This window comes from Schaalia sp. ORNL0103 (genome assembly GCF_019429565.1).
GTDB lineage: Bacteria > Actinomycetota > Actinomycetes > Actinomycetales > Actinomycetaceae > Pauljensenia.
In genome coordinates this window covers 1365503-1388654 of the sequence record NZ_JAHXSA010000001.1, presented here as the reverse complement: position 1 = coordinate 1388654, position 23152 = coordinate 1365503, and the positions used below count along the sequence as shown (strand labels likewise).

Below are 23152 nucleotides of genomic sequence, written 5' to 3'. Positions count from 1 at the left end.
GCTTGAGGCGGACGCCAGCCTCCCGTAGGCTGGACGTGCGCGTGCGCGCCCCCGTGGCCCAATTGGCAGAGGCAACCGACTTAAAATCGGTGTGTTGTGGGTTCGAGTCCCACCGGGGGTACAGACCAGCGGCGTCATCGACGAGGCCGTGGCCAGTTCGTGGAACTCGCTGCGCGTGTGGACGCCGCGTTGCGCTGCGCGCATAATGGTACGTTTCCCACCCGTGGATGCCTCGTGCGACACTAGAGGCACTGCATCACTGAATGAGGAGGAAAAATGGCCAACCCGGTGATGAATTCGATCGTCAAGGACTGGTCGACCCAGTCGACGACTCCCGCCGGCTACCCCGAGATGCCGGGGTACCAGCCTGCTTCGGCGCAGGCGCAGAACCCCTACGCGGGTGCGACCAACCCGTACGGCACCCAGCAGGGTGTCGACTATTCGGGGCAGCCGGTCTACGGCGCTCCGCAGGGTAACCCCAGCGCCTACTCGGCTCCGTCCGGTTACGAGGAGCAGATGGCCTCGTACGAGGCGATGATGAATGCTCCCGCGGCCGACGCGGTGGATCGTGGAACGATGACCTACGACGACGTCGTGGTCAAGTCCCTCATGTGCTTCGGCCTGCTCCTCGTGGGCGCGGTCGCCGGATGGATGACGGGCGTCGTTGCGCTGAGCGCTGCCATGCTCGTGGCCTTCGCTGCTTGTGCCGTGACGCTGGGCCTGGGTCTGTTCATCCAGTTCTCGAAGAAGGTCCGCCCGGGTGCGATCGTCGCCTACTCGCTCATTGAGGGCTTTGTTCTCGGCGCGCTGTCCTGCGCCTTCGAAATGATGTACCCGGGCATCGTGGCGAGCGCAGTTCTGGCGACCCTCGTGGTGATTGGTGTGACCCTGGGTGCCTTCACGATGGGCTTCGTGCGCAACTCGAATACGCTCACCCGAGTTGCGGGCATCGGCTCCTTCGCGTTCTTCATCTACTACATGGCGAGCCTGTTCCTGTCGGGCACTGGCCTCGTGAATATGACGGCCGTTCGTAACACCCCCATCTTCGGTATTCCGCTCGGCATCATCATCGGCGTCCTCGCGGTCTTCTTCGGCGTGCTGTGCCTCGTGCGCGACTTTGATGCCGTCAAGGTCGGCGTCGCCAACAACGTGCCTGAGAAGTACTCGTGGCTGTGCACCTTCGCGATCATGACCGATGTCATCTGGATCTACCTTGAGATCCTCAAGATCCTGTCCTACTTCATGCGCCGCGACTGACGTGCCGCCTCACTGAAACCCTTAAGGAAAGACATTATGGAAAACATCTCTGTGACCGGCGAATTCGGCCGTAAGCCCGTCCTCTCCTTCGACGGAACCCCCTCCGACGAGCTCGTCGTCGAGGTCCTGCACGCCGGTGACGGCCAGGTCGTCGAGGCCGGCGACACCATCACCTGCCACTACTACGGCGCGGTCTTCGGCTCGAAGGCGGACTTCGATAACTCCTTCGACCGCGGCGGCGCCCTGTCTTTCCAGATCGGCGTCGGCATGGTCATCCCCGGCTGGGATGAGGGCCTCGTGGGCAAGCGCGTGGGCGACCGCGTCCTGCTGTCCATCCCCGCTGAACTCGGCTACGGTGAGCGTGGCGTCCCGCAGGCGGGCATCCCCGGCGGCGCGACCCTCGTGTTCGTCACCGACATCCTGGGCGTGAACTGATCTCACGCATGTGGGGCGGGCCGGCACAAACGTGCCGGCCCGCCCCACATCTGTGTCACGCGTGGGCTACTCGTGGGGGAGAGCCGGGCAGGCGATACCCGTGCGGGCGTGGCACTCGTAGCCGCCCGGGTTCTTGAAGAGGTACTGCTGGTGGTAGTCCTCCGCGTACCAGAAGCGCGCGGTGGAGTCCCCGTCGGGTGCGGCAGAAATGTCGGTCTGGATCGGGCCGAATCCCCGTTCGGTGAGCACCTCCTGGTAGGCCGCTCGCAGAGCCGTCGCGTCGTGCAGTTGGCTCTCAGTGGTCGTCCAGATCGCAGAGCGGTACTGGTCGCCGATGTCGTTGCCCTGGCCGCCCACCTGCGTGGGATCGTGGATCTCAAAGAAGAGCCGAACCAGGTCAGCAGCGCTGGTGAGCGCGGTATCGAAGACGACGCGCACGGTCTCCGCGTGACCCGTCGAATGTGAGCACACCTGCTCGTACGTCGGGTTGGGCGAATGCCCGCCCATGTAGCCCGTCGCCGTGGTGACGACGCCGGGCGTATTCCACAGGGCCTTCTCGACGCCCCAGAAACACCCAGCGGCCAGGTAGATGACCTCCTGGCCTGTCCCGGCCTCGGCCCTCATGTTCGAACCAAGGACCGCGTGCGTTGTGGGATGAACATCCGTCTGCGCGAGCGTGAAGATATTTCTCATATCTGACAGCATGCGCTTCGTGTGCGTACATGGCGCGGTGCGCGGACGGAAATGGGGGAGTGGGCGGGTATGCTTAGGGAAGAATGAAAAGGAGGGACCGTGGCCGATACTCAGGAACAGCCGCGCTGGAAACTATCCGACCTCATGGGCAGGCTTTCTGCGGCGCTGCCCACGAAGCACACTGATGAACCGACGCCCGCACCCGTCATGGTGTCGGTACGCGAGGAGCACGAAGACGAGCGCGATGTCGCCGTGGCCGTCCCGCGCACCCTGCGCGTGGCTGCGGCGTTCTCGTGGCGCACTCTGGTCGTCGCTGGCCTGGTCATGGCGGTGCTGTGGGGCATTGCGCGCCTGACGATCGTCATCATGCCGGTTGCGATTGCGCTGACGGTGACGGTCCTCCTCGAACCCCTCGTGTCATGGATGCGCAGGCGCCTGCACTTCCCTTCGTCTCTGGCTGCGACCGTCGGCCTGCTCGTCTTCTTTGCGGCTGTCGCCGGTGCGCTCAGCCAGGCCGCCGCCGAACTCATCCAGCAGGTCCCGCAGTTGGCCACGCAGGCCGCCGAGGGTTTCCGTGCCCTGCTCGATGCGATCCTGCACAATGAGTTCCTGCAGAACGGCCCCCTCAAGATCGACACGACCGTTCTGACCGCCGCGGCCGAGCAGCTGCGTTCCGAGTTGGTCAGCTGGCTCAACACCAACAAGGAGACGCTGGCGACTGGGGCTCTCAGTATCACCTCGTCAGTGGGCACGCTGGCCACGTCCGGCCTGACGATGCTCTTCTGTCTGTTCTTCTTCCTGAAAGAGGGCCGCTCGATCTGGCTGTGGTGCGTGCGTCTGCTTCCCGCGCCCGCTCGTGTCCCCGTTCATGAGAGCGCAATCCGCGGCTGGGCGACCTTCGGCTCCTACGTGCGCACGCAGATCCAGGTGGCGGCCATCGACGCGATCGGTATCGCGCTGGGCGCGTTCTTCCTGGGCGTGCCCCTGGCTATTCCGATCGGTGTCATCACATTCTTCGCCGCGTTCGTGCCCATTCTGGGTGCTCTGACGTCCGGTGTCATCGCGGTGCTGGTGGCGGCCGTGAACGGTGGCCTGACGAAGGCCATCATCATGCTGGTGATCATCCTGGTCGTCCAGCAGGTTGAATCCAACATTCTGCAGCCCTTCATGATGTCGAACGCGGTGTCCCTGCACCCCGTCGCCGTCATGCTCGTCATTACCGCGGGTTCGGCGATCGCTGGTATCGCTGGTGCGGTCTTCTCGGTGCCGATTGCGGCGTTCATCAATGCGACCGTCATGTACCTGCACGGGTATGACCCGATGCCCGAGCTCGCGACCGCGTCGGATCGCCCGGGTGGTCCTCCCGGCGCCCTCGAGGAGGAGATCGCAGCCTCCTACGCCGGTAAGCCCGACACGCGTCCCTACGTGGCTCGCGCGGAGTCGAGCGAGGACGAGGTCGTGGCGTCTGTGGATCTTCACGTCGAGGCCCGCGTTGAGTCGGAGGGGGACGCGACCCGGGAGGAGACTCTGGCTGCTGAAAAGCAGAAGCTGGGGGAGCCTCCGATGCCCCACGTGGAGGCCTAGGGCTTCCTCAGACGCATATGCAGGGTTATAGGACAAAACGTGTTGGTTGAGGGGTTAGTCCCAGGTGTTGTGGTAGGGGGTGGTGTGGTGGAGTTCGTTCCAGCAAATTGCGTCGCCCCAGCCGGGGATGATGGCGGTGGCTTGGTGGTTTTGCGCGGCTTGTTGCCAGGCGTTTTCGAGGTCTGCGTCGGTGGGCATGGTGGCGAGGATGCGGGCTGCTGGCTGTGGGTGCGCAGAGTGGGTGTAGCACCACCAAAACACGGCTTTCATGCGTCGGGTTAGGCGCATGCCACGGTGATCGCGCAGCATCTGGCGTAGGCGCGCGTTCGTGCTTTCGATCTGGTTGGTTGTTGCAGGCATCGGGTGGTCCCAGGTGGGGTCCAGGTACGTGAACAACAGGCCTTGCCTGATGAGCTTGTTGAGACTGTTACGAGCCCGTACAAGCCTGTCGTGGGTGTATTCCCATCCTCCGTCAGGCCTGCGTGTTTTCTCCTCCAAGAAGTCCTTCCAGCGCGTGCACCACCCCTGGTAGGCACCGATCCATTCCTGAGCTTCTTCTCGGCCCTCCACGTGCAAGAGTTGTTGCCCAAGAGCGTATAAACCTTGTGAGGCCGCCAGTTTGGGGCGCGTTGTAGTGGCTTGGCGAATACGGCAATACGCGTGGAAGGTGCAGCGTTGGATGCGCGTGGTCGGCCAGATTCTCTTGCAGGCTTTCGCGAACCCACTGCCCCCGTCAGTGACAACCAGGGCCGGTGGCGCGATCCGGCTCATGAGCGCTTCCCAGGCACGGGAATTCTCGCTCCTAGCCGCGTACCAACCCAGCACATGATCAGGTGTTTGGGCGATGAGAACCACGGCACCTCGGCCCAGGTGGATACCGTCAACGAAGATGACGTCATGAACCTCATCGACGATCGGGCTAAACGGCCATAACTGCCACAATGGCTCACAGCGCCTGCGAAACGAGCGTCCCCCACCAGGTAAATCCGCCTGACGGCGCCGACTGAGCAGCCAGGCCAAGAACTCATCAAGATGCTTCGCCGTGGAATTAATGCGGCTGACCTGGCTGATATTGCACAGGGAGCAGCGCCATCGCTGCGCCCCTGACGCTGAGTGCCCATACCTGGTCATCACGCGCCCGCACGCCGGGCATTTCGGGGTATTCATACCCCCACGATGAAACAACCAACTTCAATGTGGATTTTCCCGCACCAGCAAGCCGAAAAGTCGCTACAAAACCAACACGTTTTGTCCATCCTTCAAGTTGGCTCTCACCAACTTCAATACCGATTTTTCCGCACTAACAAGCCGAAAAGTCACTACAAAACCAACACGTTTTGTCCTATAACCCCATATGCAAGAGCGGGTCCCACCGGTTGGTGGGACCCGCTTCGCGTTGATTGAGGGGCGAGGTCGCGTGGGCCTCGCCGACTCTGGACTCAGCCTTCGAAGGGCTTGGCGTCGAGGATCTCGACCTCGATCATGCGGCCCGTGGGGGCCTCGAAGGAGAGCTTGTCGCCGGCCTTGTGGCCGATGACGGCGGCGCCCAGGGGAGCCTGTGCGGAGAAGACCTGAATGCCCAGGTCGCCGCCGGCGTCGCGCGAACCAAGCAGGAACTTCTGCTCGCGGCCCGCAACCAGGGCGGTGACGACCATGCCGGGCTCGACGATGCCGTCGTCGGCGGGGGTCTCGCCCACCTCGGCGTGCTCCAGCATTTCCTGGAGGGCCTGGATGCGGGTCTCGTTCATGGACTGCTCGTTGCGCGCGGCGTGGTAGCCGCCGTTCTCGCGCAGGTCGCCTTCCTGGCGGGCGGCATCGATGAGGCGCGCGATCTCGACGCGCTTGACCTCGACGCGCTCCTTCAGCTCGTTTGCGAGCAGGTCGTACTGGGCCTGCGTGAGCCACTGTGTGTCAGCCATGGTTCCTCCAATGACGTGTCAGTAATCGAGCGCCGACACACGGGTGCCGACGCGCATGGTGTTGAGTGTAGCAACATTGCGCCTGGCCATGAGTGCAGCCTAGCCGGGCGGCGCGTCAGGAATTCAGGACCGCCAGGTAGACGGCGACGCAGTGGCAGGCCCACGCGGCGACAGTGAAGGCGTGGAAGATCTCGTGGAAGCCGAACCAGGTGGGGGAGGGGTCGGGCTTCTTGGTGCCGTAGACGACCGCGCCGAGCGTGTACAGGACGCCTCCGGCGACGATCAGCCACACGACGATGGGGCCACCGCCCGCCCACAGCTGGGGTAGGTACCAGACCGCGACCCATCCGAGCGCGACGTAGACGAGGGTAGTCAGCCAGCGTGGTGCGGTGGGCCAGAAGAGGTTGAGGAGGATACCGACGACTGCTCCGCCCCAGACGACTGAGAGGAGAACGGTGGCGTCAAAGCGGTCCAGGAGCGCGATTGTGATCGGCGTGTAGGTGCCCGCAATGAGCAGGAAGATGTTGGAGTGGTCGAGGCGCTTCCACATGATTTCCCAGCGCGGGGCCCAGTAGAAGCGGTGGTAGGCGGCCGAGACCCCGAAGAGGATGAGGGAGCACGCCAGGTAGACGGCGGATCCGATCTTCGTCGGAGTCGTGGGTGCCAGGCAGACGAGGACGATGGACGCGGCCAGGGACAGCGGGGCGGCGCCCAGGTGCAGCCAGCCGCGCAGCTTGGGCTTGATCTGCACGAGCTGGCCCGAGAACCATTCCTTGGGCGTGAGCGATGCGATCTTCATCTGTTCCCCCTGTCAACCTGTCAACATTTCTTACGAGTCCGTAGGTTACTACGCCGTAACTTGTTGCGATAGGCGTGTTCTCGCACTCCGAGAGTACTTGTGTTTCCCTGCCGTCCTACGGCGCGATACCCTTAATGTCATAAGAGTACGCCGCGCCGCAGGGTGCGACAGTAGCAGGAGGGACATCATGGCCCAGTGGAACATGCTCTACGACATGTATGAGCGTCGCCTCAAAGCCGAGCTGTCTGATGCCGCCGTGCCCGCACACATTGGCGTGATCCTGGACGGTAACCGCCGCTGGGCGAAGTCCCTGGGCGCGACCGCCTCGCAGGGACACCGCGCTGGCGCCGGAAAAATCAGCGAGTTCCTCCAGTGGTCCGACGACGCGGGTGTGTCGATCGTGACGCTGTGGCTCCTGTCCACCGATAATCTCTCGCGCGATGCCGGCGAGCTGGGCGAGCTGCTGCGCATCATCTGCGAGGCCGTTTCCCTCCTGGCGGACCAGGGACGCTGGAAGCTCGCAGTGGTCGGCGACCTGTCCCTGCTGCCCGAGAAGGTGTCCGAGGACCTGCGTGCGTCCGTCGCGCGTACCGCCGACGTGCAGGGAATGACCGTCAATATCGCGGTCGGCTACGGTGGCCGACACGAGATTACCGAGGCCGTGCGCTCCATGATGCGCGAGGCGTCGGCCCAGGGGCGCACCCTCGACGAGCTCGCCGACTCCTTCACCGACGCGGATATCACCGCGCACCTGTACACGAAGGACCAGCCCGACCCCGACCTCGTCATCCGTACCTCGGGCGAGCAGCGTCTGTCGGGCTTCATGCTGTGGCAGTCCGTGCACTCTGAGTACTACTTTTGCGAGGTCTACTGGCCCGACTTCCGCCGCGTGGACTTCCTGCGCGCCCTGCGCTCCTACGCGCAGCGCGAGCGCCGCATGGGCAAGTAAACGCGCGCCAATCGTGCCGCGCGTTCGATGAACGAGGCCGGCCCCGTCGTGGGGACCGGCCTCGTCTAGTGTGGCCTTCTTAGGAGAGCTCGTGCGCCCAGGGCGGGTTCGCGCCCTTGCGTGAGACGGTCACGTCGGAGACGGCGCTGGCGCGGTCGATGATGGTGCGGACCTGCTCCTCGGGAAGGGTGCGCAGTGCCTCGCGCGCGTCCGCATCTCGCAGGCCCATGCCCCACATGGCGTCGATCATGCCGCCCATGAAAGAGTCACCCGCGCCGACCGTGTCGACAACCTTGACGTCGCTCGGGGTCTTCGTGAAGCGCAGGCCCGAGGCTGTGGCGACGTCGCTGCCGTGCTTGCCGCGCGTGACGACCACGAGGGAGGGGCCCATGCCCAGCCAACGATTCACGACCTTGTCGATCGGCACGCCGCCCGTCAACCACTCGATGTCTTCGTCTGAGACCTTGACGACGTCCGCGAGGGTGATGAAACGCTCGAGTGAGGCGAGTGCGGCCGCGGGTTCGCCCATGATCGAGGGGCGCGCGTTCGGGTCGAAGAAGATGAGCGCGTACTCGCGGCCACGGGCCAGTGCGTCGAGGACGGCGGAGGCGCCGGGCTCGATGATCGCGGAGATCGAACCGGCCTCGATGATCTGCGCGGTCTCTGGGACCTCAATCGGGGCGGTCGGTGCCCACTCAAGGTCGAAGGTGTAGGAGGCCGCGCCGTTTTCATCCAGGCGCGCTAGGGCCGTCGACGTGTGCGAGGCACCGCGCGACGCCGGGGTGATGTACACGCCCGAATCGTTCATATGGAAGTCGATGAGGCGGCCGCGCGTATCCGCGCCGAACCAGGTCGCCAGCGCCACCGGACGGCCGAGGCGCCCCAGCGTCAGGGCGACGTTCGCGGGCGAGCCACCCGGGATCTCGGAGGGACATTCAGGCTGCTCGTGCGTGATGACGACATCGATGAGCGCCTCGCCGATCGCGAGCACGTGGGGCTGAGATTGCACCGTCATGACGTCTCCTCACCTGGGGGCGCGGGTAAATCTGTGAATTTTAGATTAGCGCGCTTCGGGGGAGGGCGTGGTGGCGCGTCCAGAAAGACGTTCCTGGGCTCCATCCAGGATCTGCGAACAACGGGCTGCCAAGGCCTCGCCGCGTTCCCACATCGTGAGAGTGTCCTCGAGGGGTGCCTGTCCGCCCTCGAGGGTCTGGACGATGCGCACGAGCTCGTCGCGCGCCTCCTCGTAGCCGAGGGACTGGGGATCGGGGAGCTGGTCGTTCGTGGTCATGTCTGTGTTCCTTTGAGTCTGGGGTTCGTGGGACGAGGCCGGGGCGGGCCCTGAGCGTCAGGCGCCTGCGTCGGGGGTGTCAGCGGGCGGAGCGGGGTTCGTGGCTCCGACGACCTGGGCGACCATGCGGCCCGACGCGAGGATGCCTTCGATGAGGTCGCCCTTCTTGACCTGGGCCGAGGAGGTGATGAGCGCGCCGGAGGGAGTCTTCAGCAGCGCGTAGCCGCGGTCCAGCGTCGCCTGCGGGGATAGGGCCGTCAGCGTCGCGCGCGAGCGAGTGAGCTGCTGGCGCTCCGAGGCGAGCCGACGCTCGATCGCCGATCGCATCGCCGTGACCCGCTGTGTGAGGGCCACGCGGTGCCCCTCGACGATGGCCTCCGGGCCCTGGAGCACCGGCCGCGACGCGATGAGCGTCAGGTTCGAACGCTCCGTCGCCAGGCGCGCGCCCAGCGCTCCGCGCATGCGGGTCAGCGCCTGAGAGATGCCGTCGCGCTCGCGGGCGCGGTCCGGCACGATGCGGCGAGCCGCATCCGTCGGGGTTGAGGCCCGGTAGTCGGCGACCAGGTCCAGCAGGGGAGAATCCCCCTCGTGGCCGATCGCGGAGACGATGGGCGTGCGGGCATCCGCGACGGCGCGCACGAGGCGCTCGTCGGAGAAGGGGAGGAGGTCTTCGACCGCGCCGCCGCCGCGCGCGATGACGATGACGTCCACGTCGTCCATGGCGTCCAGCTCGAGGAGGGCGCGTCCCACCTCGGGCACGCAGTGATCGCCCTGCACGGCGACCTCGCGGATCTCAAAACGCGCGCTGGGCCAGCGGTCCGATGCGTTGACGACCACGTCGTCCTTCGCCTTCGCGTTGCGACCGCAGATCAGGCCGATCGTGCGGGGCAGGAACGGCAGCGGCTTCTTGCGCGCATCGGCGAACAGGCCCTCGGCGGCCAGGCGGGCACGCAGCGCCTCGATCTGGGCCAGCAGGTCGCCCACGCCCTGCAGGTGAATCTCCGCGGCCTGCAGGTTGAGTCGGCCCGAACGCTCCCAGAACACCGGCTTCACGCGCGTCACCACGCGCGCGCCCTCGGTCAGGGGCGTGGAATCCATGACGCCCGCCCACGCGGTCACCGTCATCGACGTGTCCGTCTCCAAGTCGCGCAGCGTCAAGAAGTGCATTTTCGCGCCCGGGCGCACCTTGTACTCGACGACCTGGCCCTCCACCCACAGGGGGCTCATGCGGTCCACGTACACCTTGATGTTCTCCGTCAGCCTGCGCAGCGGCCACGGATTATCCCGCGTCGTATCAGCCGCCTTCGCGGCGGGCGGACGAGGCTGGGGCGAGCTGCCCGGAGGTGGCGCAGCAGGGGAAAGAGGCAATGTCACGCCACTCAGCATGCCACAGGAAAGTCCCCTCCGCGCTGCCGCACCGTACGCCTGTGGACCGCCAAGGCCTCGTCGATGAGGAGCGTGTGGGATTGCCACGAGCGCGCGCACGCACGCCACCCCGGGCGCTAGGGTGGACGCATGAATGAAAACGTCGACCTGCGCGCCAGCGCCGAATCCCCCCTGCCCTCCTCCCACGGTGAGGGCAGCGGCCGCATCCTCTTGGCGGCTCCCCGCGGATACTGCGCCGGCGTGGACCGAGCCGTCGACGTCGTCGAAAAAGCCCTTGAGCTCTACGGCGCGCCCGTGTACGTGCGCAAGGAGATCGTCCACAACAAGTTCGTCGTCGAGTCGCTGACCAAGCGCGGCGCGATCTTCGTCCAGGAGACCGACGAGGTGCCCGAGGGTGCCCGCGTCGTCTTCTCCGCGCACGGCGTCTCCCCGGCCGTCCACGAGGCTGCCGCCACCCGCCACCTCGCCACGATCGACGCGACCTGCCCGCTCGTGACCAAGGTGCACCGCGAGGCCGTGCGCTTCGCGAAGGAAGACTACGACATCATCCTGGTGGGCCATCAGGGCCACGAGGAGGTCGAGGGCACGTTTGGCGAGGCCCCCGATCACATCCAGGTCGTCGGCACCCCCGACGAGGTCGATAACGTCGTCGTGCGCGACCCCTCGCGCGTCGTGTGGATCTCCCAGACCACGCTCTCCGTCGACGAGACCCGCGAGACCGTCGACCGCCTGCGCCAGCGCTTCCCGCAGCTCATTGACCCGCCGTCGGACGACATCTGCTACGCCACCCAGAACCGCCAAGGCGCCGTTAAGCATATCGCGCCCCAGGTGGACGTCATGGTTGTCGTCGGCTCGGCGAACTCCTCGAACTCCGTGCGTCTCGTTGAGGTCGCGCTCGAGGCCGGGGCCGGCGCCGCCTACCGCGTCGACAAGGCCAACGAGCTCGAGGAATCCTGGTTCGAGGGGGCCCGCACCGTGGGCCTCACCTCCGGCGCGTCCGTGCCCGAGATCCTCGTGCGCGAAGTCATCGAATGGCTGCAGGAGCGCGGATTCCCCACCGTCGAGGTGGCCCGCACCGAAACCGAATCGACGACCTTCGCGCTGCCCCGCGACCTGCGCGCCGACCTGAAGAAGGCCGGCATGGCGCCCGCGCGCCCCCACGCGCCCCGCGTCGCCGGGCCAAACCACACGAAGTAGGGCAACACCACCGGGCCTGCTCCGATAGGATGGGGGCGTGTCTCTTACTATCGGTATCGCTGGACTGCCCAACGTCGGCAAGTCCACCCTGTTCAACGCCCTGACCCGCGCGACCGTGCTCGCCGCGAACTACCCCTTCGCGACCATCGAGCCTAACGTCGGCGTCGTCCCCCTGCCCGACCCGCGCCTGAACAAGCTCGCGGAGATCTTCGGTTCCCAGCGCATCCTGCCCGCCACCGTGTCCTTCGTGGACATCGCCGGCATCGTGCGCGGCGCCTCCGAGGGTGAGGGCCTTGGCAACCAGTTCCTCGCCAACATCCGCGAGGCCGACGCGATCTGCCAGGTCACGCGCGCCTTCTCCGACCCCGACGTCGTGCACGTCGACGGCAAGGTGGACCCGGCCTCGGACATCGAGACCATCAAGACTGAGCTGATCCTCGCCGACATGCAGACCGTCGAGAAGCAGATCCCGCGCCTCGAGAAGGAGGTGCGCGGTAAGAAGACCGAGCCGATCGTCCTCGAGACCGCCCGAGCGGCGTTGGAGCTGCTGGAGCGCGGCGAGCTGCTGTCCGGCCCCGAGGGCGCCAAGCTGGACCAGGACGCGCTGCGCACCTTCCAGCTCATGACCTCCAAGCCCTTCATCTTCGTGTTCAACATGGACGCCGCCGAGATGGACAACGAAGAGATGAAGGACGAACTGCGCGCCCTCGTTGCGCCCGCGGAGGCCATCTTCCTGGACGCCCAGTTCGAGGCCGAGCTGGTCGAACTGGACGACGAGGACGCCCGCGAGATGCTCGCCGAATCCGGCCAGGACGAGTCCGGCCTGGACAAGCTGGCCCGCGTCGGCTTCGACACGCTCGGCCTGCAGACCTACCTCACCGCCGGTGAGAAGGAAGCGCGCGCCTGGACGATCCACAAGGGCGACACCGCCCCCAAGGCTGCCGGCGTCATCCACACGGACTTCGAGAAGGGCTTCATCAAGGCCGAGGTCGTCTCCTACGACGACCTGGTCGAGGCCGGCTCCATGGCCGCCGCGAAGGCCGCCGGCAAGGTCCGCATGGAAGGCAAGGACTACGTGATGGAAGACGGAGACGTTGTGGAGTTCCGCTTCAACGTCTGATCGTTTCTGAACGAGGCAGTGGCCGGGTCGCGCGAGAGTGTGGCCCGGCTTTGCCGTTGTAGTGGACCAAAGCGATGAGCGCAATGTGACCAGAATTTTCCTTGTTCTTAAGCATGCAGATTTAAGTTTGACAGCTTAGGCTGTGTTTAATCATCAGGCCAAAGGGGGTATGAAGTGGAAAGGCCGAGTGTTGAACTTCAGCAAGTACTTGGCGCGGCTCATCAGCATGCGGAATCGCTACGTGAGTTGGCTCTCCTAATAAACCTCCGTCGCGATCTTGAGAAATTGCCTTCCGGCTGGGCTGATAAATCTGGGAAGAAAAAAGCTGCTTTGCGTTGGGGGATCTTCGTAATGATTTATGCAGCGACGGAGGGTTTTTTCAATGAGGTGCTTGAAGATCCTAAGCAAACCAGGGTCCTATCGCTTAACCCCGACAAATTGAGGTCTGCTGGTGAAAGTCACAGAGTGCGCCTGTTCACTCGTGAGTGGGGAGTGCGTACCAGGGTACCTGTGAATCCCTGTCACTCTGGCAATTATTCTCGATGGGTCGTTTTTGAAGGCGAAAGTTTACGGAATTACCTACGTGACATGAAGGACTTGCGCGACCGTCTCGCACATGGCGGTGACCCATTTTCTGCCTCGAATGCCTCTGGTGCGCTATGGGATCTCAAGGAGGGCGTTTCAATGAGGCTCATGGGAGTGGAAGGATTCTTTCAAGCCTCCATTGATCTTGTTGCTCAGACGATTCTCGCTTTTGGTGGAACCAGTGAGGACATTCCGGAGTGGCCGGAGCCTGTGAGGAGCAAGAATTCTGCAAAGAAGCTTCCTGCTCTGAAGCTGCTTCCGTGAGATTGAAGTTGGTAAAGGCTCTGGAACTGCATTGTATTGAGCGGAGATGATGACCAACTCGCTTCGGATTGTTGTGCGAGTTGAGATGGATGTTTCTTAGAAAGGAAGACAATGTCGTCTCTTGTGTGGTGGCTACAGCTTCTCATCCTTATTGCATTTGTGGCATTTTTTTGGTGGAGATGGAAGATGGTCAACCGGGCTTGGCTATCAGAAGAACGATGTGAAGAGTTGTCATGGCTGGTAGTTGAGGATCTGTTTGAAAATGCGCCAGAAGCGGGTGTGTCAGTCCAATTTCGTCCTAGCTATTGGCTGAATTCTGGACTGAATGACTCTGAGTGGATTTACCTCTGTCGTTGGATGGTCATGCGGGGTCTTGTCTCTGTGCCGAACGGCTTGGGAGTGTTCGAGATTATGATGAACTATGCGCCAATGACGTTGGCATTGACTCAGAAATCATGGGAGCTGATCATGAATAGAGAGATTCGACCGAACATATCCATCGGTTCTATTGGTAATGTCAACGGTCCAATTAATGTCGGTGGGGAACAATTCGTCATTTATGGGCAGGAGCTGAGCGGAGATGATCTACAAGCGCTCGTTGGGGCTCTTCGTCAGGATGCGCGGGGTGCGTCTGAACCTCGGGCATCTTCCCTCCGTGAAGCGGCGAATACCTTAGAAGATGCTGTTGAAGGGCGCGAACCTGCATTCTCGCCTGCAGTAACAGGGGCGTTGAAATGGGTGCGTCAGTGTGTGACTGACGCGGTTGGCAATGCAGGTGGACAAGCACTGCTAACCGCGACTGTTGCGGTGGCGAAGGCGCTTGGTTGGGTTTAGCGCCCGCGGCCAATTAGGCGTTACGTACACCAAGAGATGAAGGTGGAAGTGACTCGTTCAACCTCTGCAATCGAGAGGTAGCACGGGATAAAGCGGGCTTTTGGCCCGTCGATTAAGTAGTTGTCGCAGGAAGAATGATGAGCAACGATCCTCTAAAACTTGACGAGCTTGGAGAATGGGCAGGTCTCTGGTGGCTGCCGGAAGCACCTGGCGAGCGACTGCCTGGTGTCTTGCGGTACGACGGACAGGGCGGGCTCGCCCTCTCGCTGATCGGAGCCTTCGAGGAGCGTATCTTCCAGCAGTTGGCGCCTGGGGTTAAGGATGAGCTTGAGGGCCTCAGAGTGTGGGATGTGATTTATGGTGTGGCTCAACAACGCGAGATCACACTCCTCGGCTGCGTTCCCGTCAGAAGTAGACGGAGTATAGGCGCGCGGGTCGAAAGTCCGGATACGCAGGTGGTGAAAGCGACGACAGCGATAATCGGAGCGCATGTTAGCGGACGAGAAGATGCGGCTTTTGAAGCGGCTGAGATATCTGTCGAAGACTTGATGCTCTGGGCTGCATCGTCTGTATTTTCGGGTCAGCACGGTACTCGTAATGGCATGCCGGATGGAACTGGGGCAATCTCGGTGAAACCGGTCGCAGAGCAATCGGTGACGGTCAACGATACTGAGTATCGCCTTGAGCATACTCATACTCTGCCATTCTGGGACTGGAGTAGGGGGAAAACGGTTGGACGAATGCGTGATGTTGTATCCATCCGTGTCCGCTGGGCTGAGCCGTCCGCCCTCAAAACTGCGTTGGAAGCTGCAAGCCTGGTGCAAGATCTGATTGCGCTGGCAACGCACCGTGCTGCTGGCGTCATCTGGCTCCAGTTGGAGCTTGCAGGGACTAAGGCACTCCTTCCAGATGGGCGGATGCTACCACCTCGGCGCGCGGATGTTCTGTACTCCCCTGTAGCAATCGGCAAATCTGATGAGAAGGCTATTGATCCTGGCAGTGTTCTCTTTACCTGCGATATGCTCCCGTTCGAAGAACTCATGCCGCGCTGGTGTGAGGTGCGGGGAAAACTGCAGGCGGCTATCAATATGATCCTGGGCCTGCGCTACGCTCCTGCGCGTTTCGTTGAGAATAATCTTCTAATGGCAGTGGGTGCTGCGGAGGCGCTCCATCGAGGCCTTGCTATTGAGGAGAAACCAATCCCCGAGGCAGAGTTCAAGAAGATTCGTAAAGCTATGCTTGGGCAGGTGCCTGAGGAATATCGCGGCAGGTTCAAAGAATCGATTCGAAATTCGCCGACGCTTCGAGACAGGCTTCTCGCTCTAGCTGGGTCAAGTCCTGTGGAGTGGTGTAATCGTTTTGTGTCCTTCGGGGTGGGTTATGCGCTGAGTTGGAGTGTGGGTTCCTCCTGTTGGGTGGGTTGTGGTGTGAGTCGTGATTTGGTGAGGATGTCGAGGCTGAGGTAGCGTCGGCCTTCTGCCCATTCGTCGTTTTGTTCGGCGAGGACGGCTCCGACCAGGCGGATGATGGCCTGGCGGTTGGGGAAGATCCCCACGGAGTCGGTGCGTCGGCGGATTTCGCGGTTGAGGCGCTCATTGGGGTTGTTGGACCAGATCTGGGTCCATACCCCGGTGGGGAAGGAGGCGAACGCGAGGACGTCTGCCCTGGCTTGATCGAGGTGATCACACACGGCGGGGAGCTTGTCGTGGACGTAGTCCAAGAGCCGGTCGTATTGTGCGTTGACCGATGCGGCGTCGGGTTGGTCGTACACCGAGTGCAGCATCGCTTTGACGGCGGGCCATAGTGCTTTGGGGGTGACCGACATGAGATTAGCGGCGTAGTGGGTGCGGCATCGTTGCCAGGTGGCTCCGGGCAGGTTGGCGGCGATGGCTTCAACCAGGCCCAGATGGGCGTCACTGGTCACCAGGCGCACGCCGGTCAGGCCTCGGGCGACCAGGTCAGAGAAGAACTCCTTCCAGGCTGGAGCGGTCTCACTGGTAGATACGCGTACCCCCAGCACTTCGCGATGTCCGTCATTGTTGACTCCAGTGGCAACCAGGACCGCGCACGAGACGACGCGGCCTCCTTCGCGTACTTTCATGGTGAGCGCGTCAGCGGCGACGAAGGTGAAAGGCCCGGCATCGTGGAGGGGGCGGTTGCGGAACTGATCGACGTGTTCGTCTAGGTCTGTTGCCATCCGTGAGACCTGGGACTTGGACAGTCCTGTGATCCCCAGGGTTTTGACGAGCTTGTCCATGCGCCGTGTCGATACTCCCGCTAAGTAGCAGTCAGCGACCACTGTGATCAAGGCGCTTTCGGAGCGTTTGCGGCGCTGCAACAACCACTCTGGAAAGTAGGTACCTGAGCGCAGCTTGGGGATCGCCACGTCAATGGTGCCGACCCTGGTGTCCAAGGGCCGGTGGCGATACCCATTGCGCTGGGCCTGGCGCTGCGGATCTTGTTGACCCCACTGGGCCCCGCACACCGCATCAGCGTCCGCTGATAACAACGCGTTGATCACGTGCTGGAGCAAGGAACGCATCAAATCCGGGGATGCCTGGGACAACGCCTCGCCAAGCATGCCAGCAGGGTCGATAATATGAGGAGCGGTCATCGTTGTGCCTCCAAATCGTTTCGAGTCAGAAGTAGAGAGCTTTCTCGAAGGATCACACGGTGACCGCACCCATATCAAACGAGCCGACCACCCACGGTTACACCACTATGCGGGACACTACTTGTTGCGGTGCGGTTGTCTTCTTTCTCACCGTATTGGACCCTGCGAAAGTAATTGGATACGATAGGCCCATGTTGATTTCAGGTTCCGTTTTCATGCGGCCGCTCACCAGCCGCTAAGGCGGTTTTCTCCCTCCCGCAGGTTAGAAACCGCTCCGGTCCTTTAGCCGGGCGGCCATTTGCCATGCCCGGCTCCGTTTCAACTCCACGGAGCACACCTGATGTCTACATACGGATACGGCCGTCACGAACATGGCCAAAATTTTCTCACAGACCACAAGATCATCAACTCCATCGTCGATCTTGTAAAACAAACCTCCGGCCCCATCATTGAGATCGGGCCAGGAAGCGGTGCCCTCACTCACCCGATATCCCACTTGGGGAGGGCAATAACGGCAGTTGAGGTAGACGCAAAACTAGCTGCCAAACTCACAAAAAAGACCGCCTCGGCGTCGGTCGAAGTGGTCCATGATGATTTCCTCAACTTCCCGTTACCCGCCACTCCCTGCGTCATTGTGGGAAACATTCCCTTTCACCTCACCACTGCCATTCTTCGAAAGTTGTTGCATGCGCCGGCATGGACTGCCGCTGTACTCCTCATGCAGTGGGAAGTCGCTCGCCGCCGGGCCGGGGTAGGTGCAAGCACGATGATGACAGCTCAGTGGTCCCCATGGTTCACGTTTCACCTTGGTTCCCGAGTACCAAGGTCTGCTTTCCGGCCACAGCCAAACGTTGACGGGGGGATCTTAGTGATCCGCCGGGTGGGTGACCCGAAGATCCCGATAGAGCAACGCAAAGCCTTTCAGGCGATGGTGCACACCGTTTTCACCGCCCGGGGACGCGGGATAGGGGAAATTCTCCGAAGGGCAGGGTTGTTTTCATCACGTTCAGAGACACAATCATGGTTGCGCTCGCGAGGAATCGACCCCGCAACCCTACCTCCCAGATTGCACACCAGCGACTGGATCGATCTCTTCCAGGTGACTGGTTCCTCTTCACCGCGCCATCGGCCCATTTCACAATCGGGAAGTAGTCAACGCCCTCCTCAACGGAAAAATCGAGGCCGGCGGCGGTAATCCCCCCACCACCAAAACCGAAATCCACCAGTAGTAGTGAACGACCCATGTTCGTCTACCGTGAGCCGCGTTATGGCAGTGACGTGTTCTCGTCGGGCACAGTCATAGTTCCCGGCGTTGCCAGCGACAGGGTTCTACACCCAGCAGCGGGACCGATCAAAATCACCCGCACGGGGAACGACCCTGCTGGTGGTTTCGATTTTGATGAAAGCGAGGAGACATAGCCCCTCGCCAACTCCCCGTAGCTGGCGAACAGTAGCTCCTGGCGCTGGCGCTCGTTGGTGAGTTTGCGTGCCACATCGAAAGCCTTATCGACTTCCCGGTCCAAGTTGTTGTGAGCCTTGAGCAGAATTGGGTCCATCGATAACGGGTTGTAGTGCTCCGCGAGTGACCGCTGGGGGTGCCGCTCGCGTGCCCGCAGCACCAACTGTCCAGCGTCGATGATTCGCTGCTGCGCCTTCTCATCTAGTTCACACAGAGCTGGTCCGCAGTTGTAGCTCCCGATGTACTCCGAAAAACGGAAAAAATAAATAGTGGGGATACATCAACCTTCCACTTTCCATTCTTCCGGCTCAGAGTATTGAGGGGTCTGGGACCGGGTCCGTAAACCCTTTATGTTTTTCGCGCACAGCGGTTTTTAGCGACGCACCCTATAGGTTTTCTGCAGAACCTATATGTGTTTCTGTGCACCCCCATATGTTGTCTGTTTCTAGCGGTATTTCGTTGTACTTTGCGCATCGAATAGTTATTTATCGACGACACTCCGTGGAGTTCCGCTTCAACGTCTGAGTTTTCTTCTACGAGGCAGTGGCCGGGTCGCGCGAGGGCGTGGCCCGGCTTTGCTGTTGGGAGCTTTCGGGGCGTTAGCGTTCAGGTTGAACTCAGCCCCGGCCTCGTGAATATGGTCGCATGGTGCACATAAACGTGGGGCAGGGTCTCATTCGCCCTGCCCCACGCCTCATGCGCCTGTTCCCGTTCCAGTGATTGCCGGCGACGGCTGGCCTGTGACGGCCTTCGATGTTGACGTCGAACTCACCGAGCGGGCCAGGCGCACGAGAACGTCGAGCTGCTTGGGAGGCGTTCCCAGAGATGTAGCCACGTCCTCGTTCAATAGTTTCCGGAGCTCGGTCACGGTCCACTCGACCTCGCAGTCTGGTGCGACGCTCGTGTCCGCCTGAACCCAGAGCTTGCTCGGAGAACCGGTAACGAAGACGGTGCAGCGCTCGACACCGGGCAGGTCCTGAGTGCGCTCGGAGAGGGCTTGCGACAGGACATCGGGGGAGAGAGTAGCCAGCAGAGTGCCATCGGAGCCGCTGAGCCTGAGCGGAGAATTCGCAGGCCTGCGCGGCACCTGCATGAGGAGCAGGAAGAGACCGGTGACGAAGGCAAGCGCTGATGCCAGAACGCCGCACGGCACGAGCCAGTGGGCGCGAGGCGAAAGAATCGCTCCGAATTGGTCCTGCGCCGCGGCAAGGTACGCGGAAAGGCCGGGCAGATGGTGGCCAGCATCGAGGCCGGACGCGAGGAACCAGGCGGACGCGCAGATGATAAGCAGCCCGAAGAATGCCAGGAGAACCCTGTTGAGAGCGGCAGAAACTGAACGCATAATCGGTTCTCTTTCACCTCACGCGCTTGGCGCGGACACGGCTGCGGGTGATGCCCTCGGGGTTGAAAACCTCCAGGGCCTCGTCGGCTTTCTTGGACGCTGCTTCGCGCACTGCGTCTAAATCATCCGCGTCGCTGAAGACGACAACGTCGACTCGTGACCTGTGCACGGTGGCGGAAGCAGACCGAATCGTGGCGAGCTGTTCGACGTGCCTCTTCACGAGGATTGCAAGGTCAGAACGGTGAAGTGCTGTCTGCCCGGGGATATCGTCGGGAAGAAAAGCGACGTGCTTGGGGTGGCCAGGCCACAGTGCTGCGACAAGCATCAACAGGCCGCATACGGCTGCGATTCCGGCAGCAATAAGTGCTGCGATGGAGCTGAAGGACACCGTGCCGACCGCGTCGAGCGTGGCGACGGCACGCTGCGGCCAGGCCCCCGTGAGGAAGCGGTACGCCGTCAGCCACGTGCCGAGGCCTCCCACAATGAGGAGCAGCAACGCCAACAGGGTGGCAGGTGCGCTCCGGGTTGGGCGATAAACGATTGCCGGTACGGGTGTTCTCATCTCAGGGGCTTCCTGACGCGATTGCTCGGGTTGAGCCAGGATATGTCGATGGTTATCTTGCCAACGTTCATCCCGCACAGCTTCTCAACGCGACCGCTCACGTGCGCACGCAGGTCCTCGAGAGTGGAGGACAAGGGGGTGGGGAAGACGAGGCCGAGGTCCAGATGGAGGATCGCGCGCTGCCCATAGAGTTGGCACGTAGCCTCGGGACGAGACCCGAAGTTTCGACGGGAGCCAATCCCGAGAACTCCGCCTGCGTTCGAGCCTACGGCGGCAAACTCAAACGCTGCTTGAGCGGCGATTCGGGCGACGACATTGGCCGGGATAGTCGTGGTGCCGCGCTGCGTCAAGGAGGATTCCTTCTCGCGCGACGGCTTCGGCTGCGTGACTGCGGAGTCAGGCGCGGCCATGCTCGTCACCTCTTTCGCCAATCGAGGATACGTTGGACATCGACCCGGCCCTCCAGATAGAGGCCCACTACCCATCCGACGACGCCACACAGGGCAACGAGGACGAAGCTGGCGAAGGAACCGAACGCGAGAACGGCTCCCATGAACAGGCCCACCAGGAGAGCCAGGTGCGTTGTCTTCATGAGAATTCCTCAGATTCAGGCGTTGAGGTCGACTATTTCAGATCGGTTGAGGCGGGGGTGTTTGTTTCCTCCTCGGGCAGGTGGACGTCGGTGACGTCGATGTTGACCTCGACGACCTCCAGGCCGGTGGTTCCTTCGATCTGGTCGATGATGTTGCTGCGAATGTCGTTGCAGACGTTGATGATGGAGTAGCCGTACTCGACGACGACGGTGACATCGATGGCGGCCTGGGTTTCGCCCTTGTGTACGGTGATGCCGCCGGTGACGTTGGTCTGGGTGGTGGGGATGCGGTCAGTTACGGCGCTGAAGGCGCGGCGCACGGCGTTGCCCATGCCGTACACGCCGGGCACCTGGCGGGCGGCCATGCCGGCGATCTTAGCGACGACGTTTTCCTCGATGGTGGTCGTGCCGTGGTCGGTCTGGAGGGGACCCTCGGGGGTCTTGTCCTGGTCAACGTTCTCGTTGTTGTCGCTCATGTGAGCCTCTTTCATTGAATCGAAGGTGGGGGGCCGCTGGGTGATGCGCGGCTCAAGCACCAGGTCAGCGACGTGTCATCGTAGACACCGCGACCGGTCTGTGTGCCCCACCGGTCGCCCTGGTATCGCTCCCTGCAACCATTCTTCCGCGGTTTGTCGGATCCTGTTGGTTGAAAATATGCCGTGACCTCGTTAAGTGAGATGTGTCACCGGCGTGTGCAAATAGTGATGCGAGGTCACGAGAATTCTCTTCACGACGAGGCCGTGGCCGGGTCGTCCGGGGGCGTGGCCCGGCTTTGCTGTTGTCGTCCGTCTGCTAGAGGAAAAGCGAGAGTGTAAGAGTGACGCGGCTTAACGGTTTGCGTTAATAACGGGATTGGATATAGTCTTGTGTCATGATCCAGTCATTCGGGGATCGTCAGACTGAGCACTTGTTTGCGAGGGAGCCTGTTCCTTCCCTCGATGCGCGCATCGTGCGCGTCGCGCTGCGCAAGTTGCGCCAGATTGATGCTGCGTGTCGTCTGGAAGACCTCCGGATTCCTCCGGGCAACCGGCTCGAGCGTCTGCGCGGTAATCGTGCGGGGCAGTACAGTATCCGAATCAACGATCAGTGGCGAATCTGCTTTAGGTGGGGCGACGCTGGTCCAGAAGGGGTTGAGATCGTTGACTACCACTAAAATTGCTCCGATTCACCCGGGCGAAGTCCTCATGGAAGACTTCATCGAGGGCTTCGGAATTACGCAGCACAAGCTCGCCGTCGCTATCGGTGTTCCACCCCGTCGTATCAATGAAATCGTTCATGGGAAGCGGGGGATCACGGCGGACACTGCCATGCGTCTCTCTCGCTACTTCGGTACGACCCCGGGATTCTGGATGAACCTGCAGATGCGTTACGAGCTTGATCGTGCCGAAGACGTGCTGGGCGATACGTTGAGTGGAATCGTTCCCCTCATGACGGTGGAAGTCGCCTGAATCAACTCAGTCTGACGGGGTAGCGGCCGGGTCGTCCGGGGGTGTGGCCCGGCTTTGCTGTTGGCGAGCTGAGTGAGAGAGGTGCTGCATCATGTGTTGCATCAAATGATGATGTATATGGTGCTATCCTGGGATCGGAGGTATACATGAGAACCACTGTGACACTCGATGATGATCTGATTGCGCGCGCTGAGGAGCTGACTGGGGTCAAAGAACGATCCGCGTTGATCAAGGATGCGGTAGAACTCCTCGTTCGAATCGAGAGTGGTCGGCAGCTCGCTGCGCTCGGCGGTAGTGATTCTGCGGCGGAGGCCGCTCCTCGGAGTCGAGAGCGCGCATGAGAGTCCTCGTTGACACGAACATCTGGATCGATCACCTGCGGAAAACTGAACCGCTTCTGGTTGATCTGCTCGAGCGTGACCAGGTGTGCGTGCATCAGAGTGTCATCACTGAACTCGCGTTGGGGAATCTCAAGAATCGATCGATCTTCCTGAAAGCGCTTGAACGCTTGATGATCGTGCGCAGTGTTGATGATCAGGGCGTGCGGCATCTCGTCGAGGAGCGTCGGCTATGGGGGAGGGGCCTCAGTGCTGTCGATGTGGCACTTCTGGCGAGTGCTGTCGTAACCCCCGGTGTGGCTCTGTGGACTCGTGATAAGCGCCTGCGCCAGGCTGCACGCGACCTGGGCGTGTTGGCGGACCTGGACTGAGGGTCCGCGTTTTCCTCGAGGTAGTGGCCGGGTCGCGCGAGGGTGTGGTCCGGCTTTGCTGTTGGACGAGTACGAGTGCGAATCGTGTCGCCGATCACCTGGGTGGTAGGGTG

28 protein-coding genes and 1 tRNA gene are annotated in these 23152 nt (G+C 62.1%); 15 read left to right on the top strand and 14 right to left on the bottom strand.

Annotated features, from left to right (window positions below; genetic code table 11):
- The first annotated feature begins 47 nt into the window (after positions 1-47).
- The 3 genes from JJJ16_RS06100 (at position 48) to JJJ16_RS06090 (ending at position 1692) form a co-directional block, all read left to right on the top strand.
- A tRNA-Leu gene (locus JJJ16_RS06100) sits at positions 48-121 on the top strand.
- A gap of 155 nt (positions 122-276) precedes the next feature.
- Positions 277-1257, top strand: coding sequence for a Bax inhibitor-1/YccA family membrane protein (locus JJJ16_RS06095; protein ID WP_219751761.1), 981 nt, complete (start codon positions 277-279; stop codon positions 1255-1257).
- 36 nt (positions 1258-1293) lie between these two features.
- On the top strand, positions 1294-1692 hold the full coding sequence (locus JJJ16_RS06090) for an FKBP-type peptidyl-prolyl cis-trans isomerase (RefSeq protein ID WP_219751760.1): 399 nt from the start codon (positions 1294-1296) through the stop codon (positions 1690-1692).
- A 66-nt stretch (positions 1693-1758) separates the two neighbouring features.
- Here JJJ16_RS06090 and msrA read toward each other — a convergent pair whose 3' ends face one another.
- Complete coding sequence (gene msrA, locus JJJ16_RS06085; protein WP_219751759.1) at positions 1759-2385, bottom strand: peptide-methionine (S)-S-oxide reductase MsrA; 627 nt, start codon at positions 2383-2385, stop codon at positions 1759-1761.
- A 99-nt stretch (positions 2386-2484) separates the two neighbouring features.
- Between msrA and JJJ16_RS06080 the strand changes: the two genes are divergently transcribed.
- Entirely contained in the window at positions 2485-3969 is a 1485-nt protein-coding gene (locus tag JJJ16_RS06080; protein ID WP_219751758.1) for an AI-2E family transporter, read from the top strand.
- A 54-nt stretch (positions 3970-4023) separates the two neighbouring features.
- On the opposite strand, the gene JJJ16_RS06075 is transcribed toward JJJ16_RS06080, so the two are convergent.
- The 3 genes from JJJ16_RS06075 to trhA all read right to left on the bottom strand — a co-directional run bounded on the left by JJJ16_RS06075 (position 4024) and on the right by trhA (position 6687).
- Positions 4024-5136 (bottom strand): IS1249 family transposase, encoded by a 1113-nt coding sequence (locus JJJ16_RS06075; RefSeq protein WP_219750917.1) that lies wholly within the window; start codon positions 5134-5136, stop codon positions 4024-4026.
- Between the two features lie 272 nt (positions 5137-5408).
- Positions 5409-5888 (bottom strand): transcription elongation factor GreA, encoded by a 480-nt coding sequence (gene greA, locus JJJ16_RS06070; protein ID WP_009054526.1) that lies wholly within the window; start codon positions 5886-5888, stop codon positions 5409-5411.
- A 115-nt stretch (positions 5889-6003) separates the two neighbouring features.
- Positions 6004-6687: a PAQR family membrane homeostasis protein TrhA gene (gene trhA, locus JJJ16_RS06065; RefSeq protein ID WP_009054548.1), complete on the bottom strand. Its 684-nt coding sequence runs from the start codon at positions 6685-6687 to the stop codon at positions 6004-6006.
- Positions 6688-6874: 187 nt separating this feature from the next.
- On the opposite strand from trhA, the gene JJJ16_RS06060 reads away from it, so the two are divergent.
- Positions 6875-7636 carry an isoprenyl transferase gene (locus JJJ16_RS06060; protein ID WP_003790290.1) on the top strand — a complete coding sequence of 254 codons (762 nt, stop codon included), beginning with the start codon at positions 6875-6877 and terminating at the stop codon, positions 7634-7636.
- 79 nt (positions 7637-7715) lie between these two features.
- Here the strand turns inward: JJJ16_RS06060 and JJJ16_RS06055 are convergent, their stop codons facing one another.
- Genes JJJ16_RS06055 through xseA form a run of 3 tightly spaced genes read right to left on the bottom strand, consistent with a single transcriptional unit; the run spans position 7716 to position 10313 of the window.
- Positions 7716-8651 carry a carbohydrate kinase family protein gene (locus JJJ16_RS06055; protein ID WP_219751757.1) on the bottom strand — a complete coding sequence of 312 codons (936 nt, stop codon included), beginning with the start codon at positions 8649-8651 and terminating at the stop codon, positions 7716-7718.
- 45 nt (positions 8652-8696) lie between these two features.
- Positions 8697-8927 carry an exodeoxyribonuclease VII small subunit gene (locus tag JJJ16_RS06050; protein ID WP_034465426.1) on the bottom strand — a complete coding sequence of 77 codons (231 nt, stop codon included), beginning with the start codon at positions 8925-8927 and terminating at the stop codon, positions 8697-8699.
- Between the two features lie 57 nt (positions 8928-8984).
- Positions 8985-10313 carry an exodeoxyribonuclease VII large subunit gene (xseA, locus tag JJJ16_RS06045; protein ID WP_219751756.1) on the bottom strand — a complete coding sequence of 443 codons (1329 nt, stop codon included), beginning with the start codon at positions 10311-10313 and terminating at the stop codon, positions 8985-8987.
- A gap of 129 nt (positions 10314-10442) precedes the next feature.
- On the opposite strand from xseA, the gene JJJ16_RS06040 reads away from it, so the two are divergent.
- The 5 genes from JJJ16_RS06040 to JJJ16_RS06020 all read left to right on the top strand — a co-directional run bounded on the left by JJJ16_RS06040 (position 10443) and on the right by JJJ16_RS06020 (position 15779).
- Complete coding sequence (locus JJJ16_RS06040; RefSeq protein WP_219751755.1) at positions 10443-11510, top strand: 4-hydroxy-3-methylbut-2-enyl diphosphate reductase; 1068 nt, start codon at positions 10443-10445, stop codon at positions 11508-11510.
- 37 nt (positions 11511-11547) lie between these two features.
- On the top strand, positions 11548-12630 hold the full coding sequence (gene ychF / locus JJJ16_RS06035) for a redox-regulated ATPase YchF (RefSeq protein ID WP_219751754.1): 1083 nt from the start codon (positions 11548-11550) through the stop codon (positions 12628-12630).
- A 174-nt stretch (positions 12631-12804) separates the two neighbouring features.
- Complete coding sequence (locus tag JJJ16_RS06030) at positions 12805-13479, top strand: hypothetical protein (RefSeq protein ID WP_219751753.1); 675 nt, start codon at positions 12805-12807, stop codon at positions 13477-13479.
- A gap of 111 nt (positions 13480-13590) precedes the next feature.
- Positions 13591-14313 carry a hypothetical protein gene (locus tag JJJ16_RS06025; RefSeq protein WP_219751752.1) on the top strand — a complete coding sequence of 241 codons (723 nt, stop codon included), beginning with the start codon at positions 13591-13593 and terminating at the stop codon, positions 14311-14313.
- A 137-nt stretch (positions 14314-14450) separates the two neighbouring features.
- A complete protein-coding gene (locus tag JJJ16_RS06020) occupies positions 14451-15779 on the top strand; it encodes a HEPN domain-containing protein (protein WP_219751751.1) in 1329 nt (442 codons plus the stop codon).
- Here JJJ16_RS06020 and JJJ16_RS06015 read toward each other — a convergent pair.
- Positions 15692-16927 carry an IS256 family transposase gene (locus JJJ16_RS06015; protein WP_219751750.1) on the bottom strand — a complete coding sequence of 412 codons (1236 nt, stop codon included), beginning with the start codon at positions 16925-16927 and terminating at the stop codon, positions 15692-15694. The genes JJJ16_RS06020 and JJJ16_RS06015 overlap by 88 nt on opposite strands.
- Before the next feature lie 340 nt (positions 16928-17267).
- Between JJJ16_RS06015 and erm the strand changes: the two genes are divergently transcribed.
- Positions 17268-18122: a 23S ribosomal RNA methyltransferase Erm gene (erm, locus tag JJJ16_RS06010; protein ID WP_016456425.1), complete on the top strand. Its 855-nt coding sequence runs from the start codon at positions 17268-17270 to the stop codon at positions 18120-18122.
- Between the two features lie 70 nt (positions 18123-18192).
- Here the strand turns inward: erm and JJJ16_RS10260 are convergent, their stop codons facing one another.
- From JJJ16_RS10260 to JJJ16_RS05985, 6 genes are all read right to left on the bottom strand, one after another.
- On the bottom strand, positions 18193-18546 hold the full coding sequence (locus JJJ16_RS10260) for a type IIL restriction-modification enzyme MmeI (RefSeq protein ID WP_016423158.1): 354 nt from the start codon (positions 18544-18546) through the stop codon (positions 18193-18195).
- Positions 18547-19080: 534 nt separating this feature from the next.
- On the bottom strand, positions 19081-19728 hold the full coding sequence (locus tag JJJ16_RS06005) for a hypothetical protein (protein WP_219751749.1): 648 nt from the start codon (positions 19726-19728) through the stop codon (positions 19081-19083).
- A gap of 13 nt (positions 19729-19741) precedes the next feature.
- On the bottom strand, positions 19742-20290 hold the full coding sequence (locus JJJ16_RS06000) for a DUF6286 domain-containing protein (protein ID WP_219751748.1): 549 nt from the start codon (positions 20288-20290) through the stop codon (positions 19742-19744).
- The gene (locus JJJ16_RS05995; protein WP_219751747.1) at positions 20287-20700 is read right to left on the bottom strand and encodes a hypothetical protein; all 414 of its coding nucleotides are present in this window, start codon (positions 20698-20700) and stop codon (positions 20287-20289) included. Before JJJ16_RS05995 ends, JJJ16_RS06000 begins: the two co-directional genes overlap by 4 nt.
- Before the next feature lie 5 nt (positions 20701-20705).
- Positions 20706-20882 (bottom strand): hypothetical protein, encoded by a 177-nt coding sequence (locus JJJ16_RS05990; RefSeq protein ID WP_009057414.1) that lies wholly within the window; start codon positions 20880-20882, stop codon positions 20706-20708.
- 32 nt (positions 20883-20914) lie between these two features.
- Positions 20915-21358 carry an Asp23/Gls24 family envelope stress response protein gene (locus JJJ16_RS05985; RefSeq protein WP_219751746.1) on the bottom strand — a complete coding sequence of 148 codons (444 nt, stop codon included), beginning with the start codon at positions 21356-21358 and terminating at the stop codon, positions 20915-20917.
- Between the two features lie 395 nt (positions 21359-21753).
- On the opposite strand from JJJ16_RS05985, the gene JJJ16_RS05980 reads away from it, so the two are divergent.
- The 4 genes from JJJ16_RS05980 (at position 21754) to JJJ16_RS05965 (ending at position 23039) form a co-directional block, all read left to right on the top strand.
- A complete protein-coding gene (locus JJJ16_RS05980) occupies positions 21754-22035 on the top strand; it encodes a type II toxin-antitoxin system RelE/ParE family toxin (protein ID WP_219751745.1) in 282 nt (93 codons plus the stop codon).
- Positions 22022-22330, top strand: coding sequence for a HigA family addiction module antitoxin (locus JJJ16_RS05975; RefSeq protein WP_225905011.1), 309 nt, complete (start codon positions 22022-22024; stop codon positions 22328-22330). Before JJJ16_RS05980 ends, JJJ16_RS05975 begins: the two co-directional genes overlap by 14 nt.
- A 146-nt stretch (positions 22331-22476) precedes the next feature.
- A complete protein-coding gene (locus JJJ16_RS05970) occupies positions 22477-22671 on the top strand; it encodes a type II toxin-antitoxin system VapB family antitoxin (protein ID WP_219751744.1) in 195 nt (64 codons plus the stop codon).
- The gene (locus JJJ16_RS05965; RefSeq protein WP_219751743.1) at positions 22668-23039 is read left to right on the top strand and encodes a type II toxin-antitoxin system VapC family toxin; all 372 of its coding nucleotides are present in this window, start codon (positions 22668-22670) and stop codon (positions 23037-23039) included. The genes JJJ16_RS05970 and JJJ16_RS05965 overlap by 4 nt, the downstream gene beginning before the upstream one ends.
- The last annotated feature ends 113 nt before the right edge of the window (positions 23040-23152 follow it).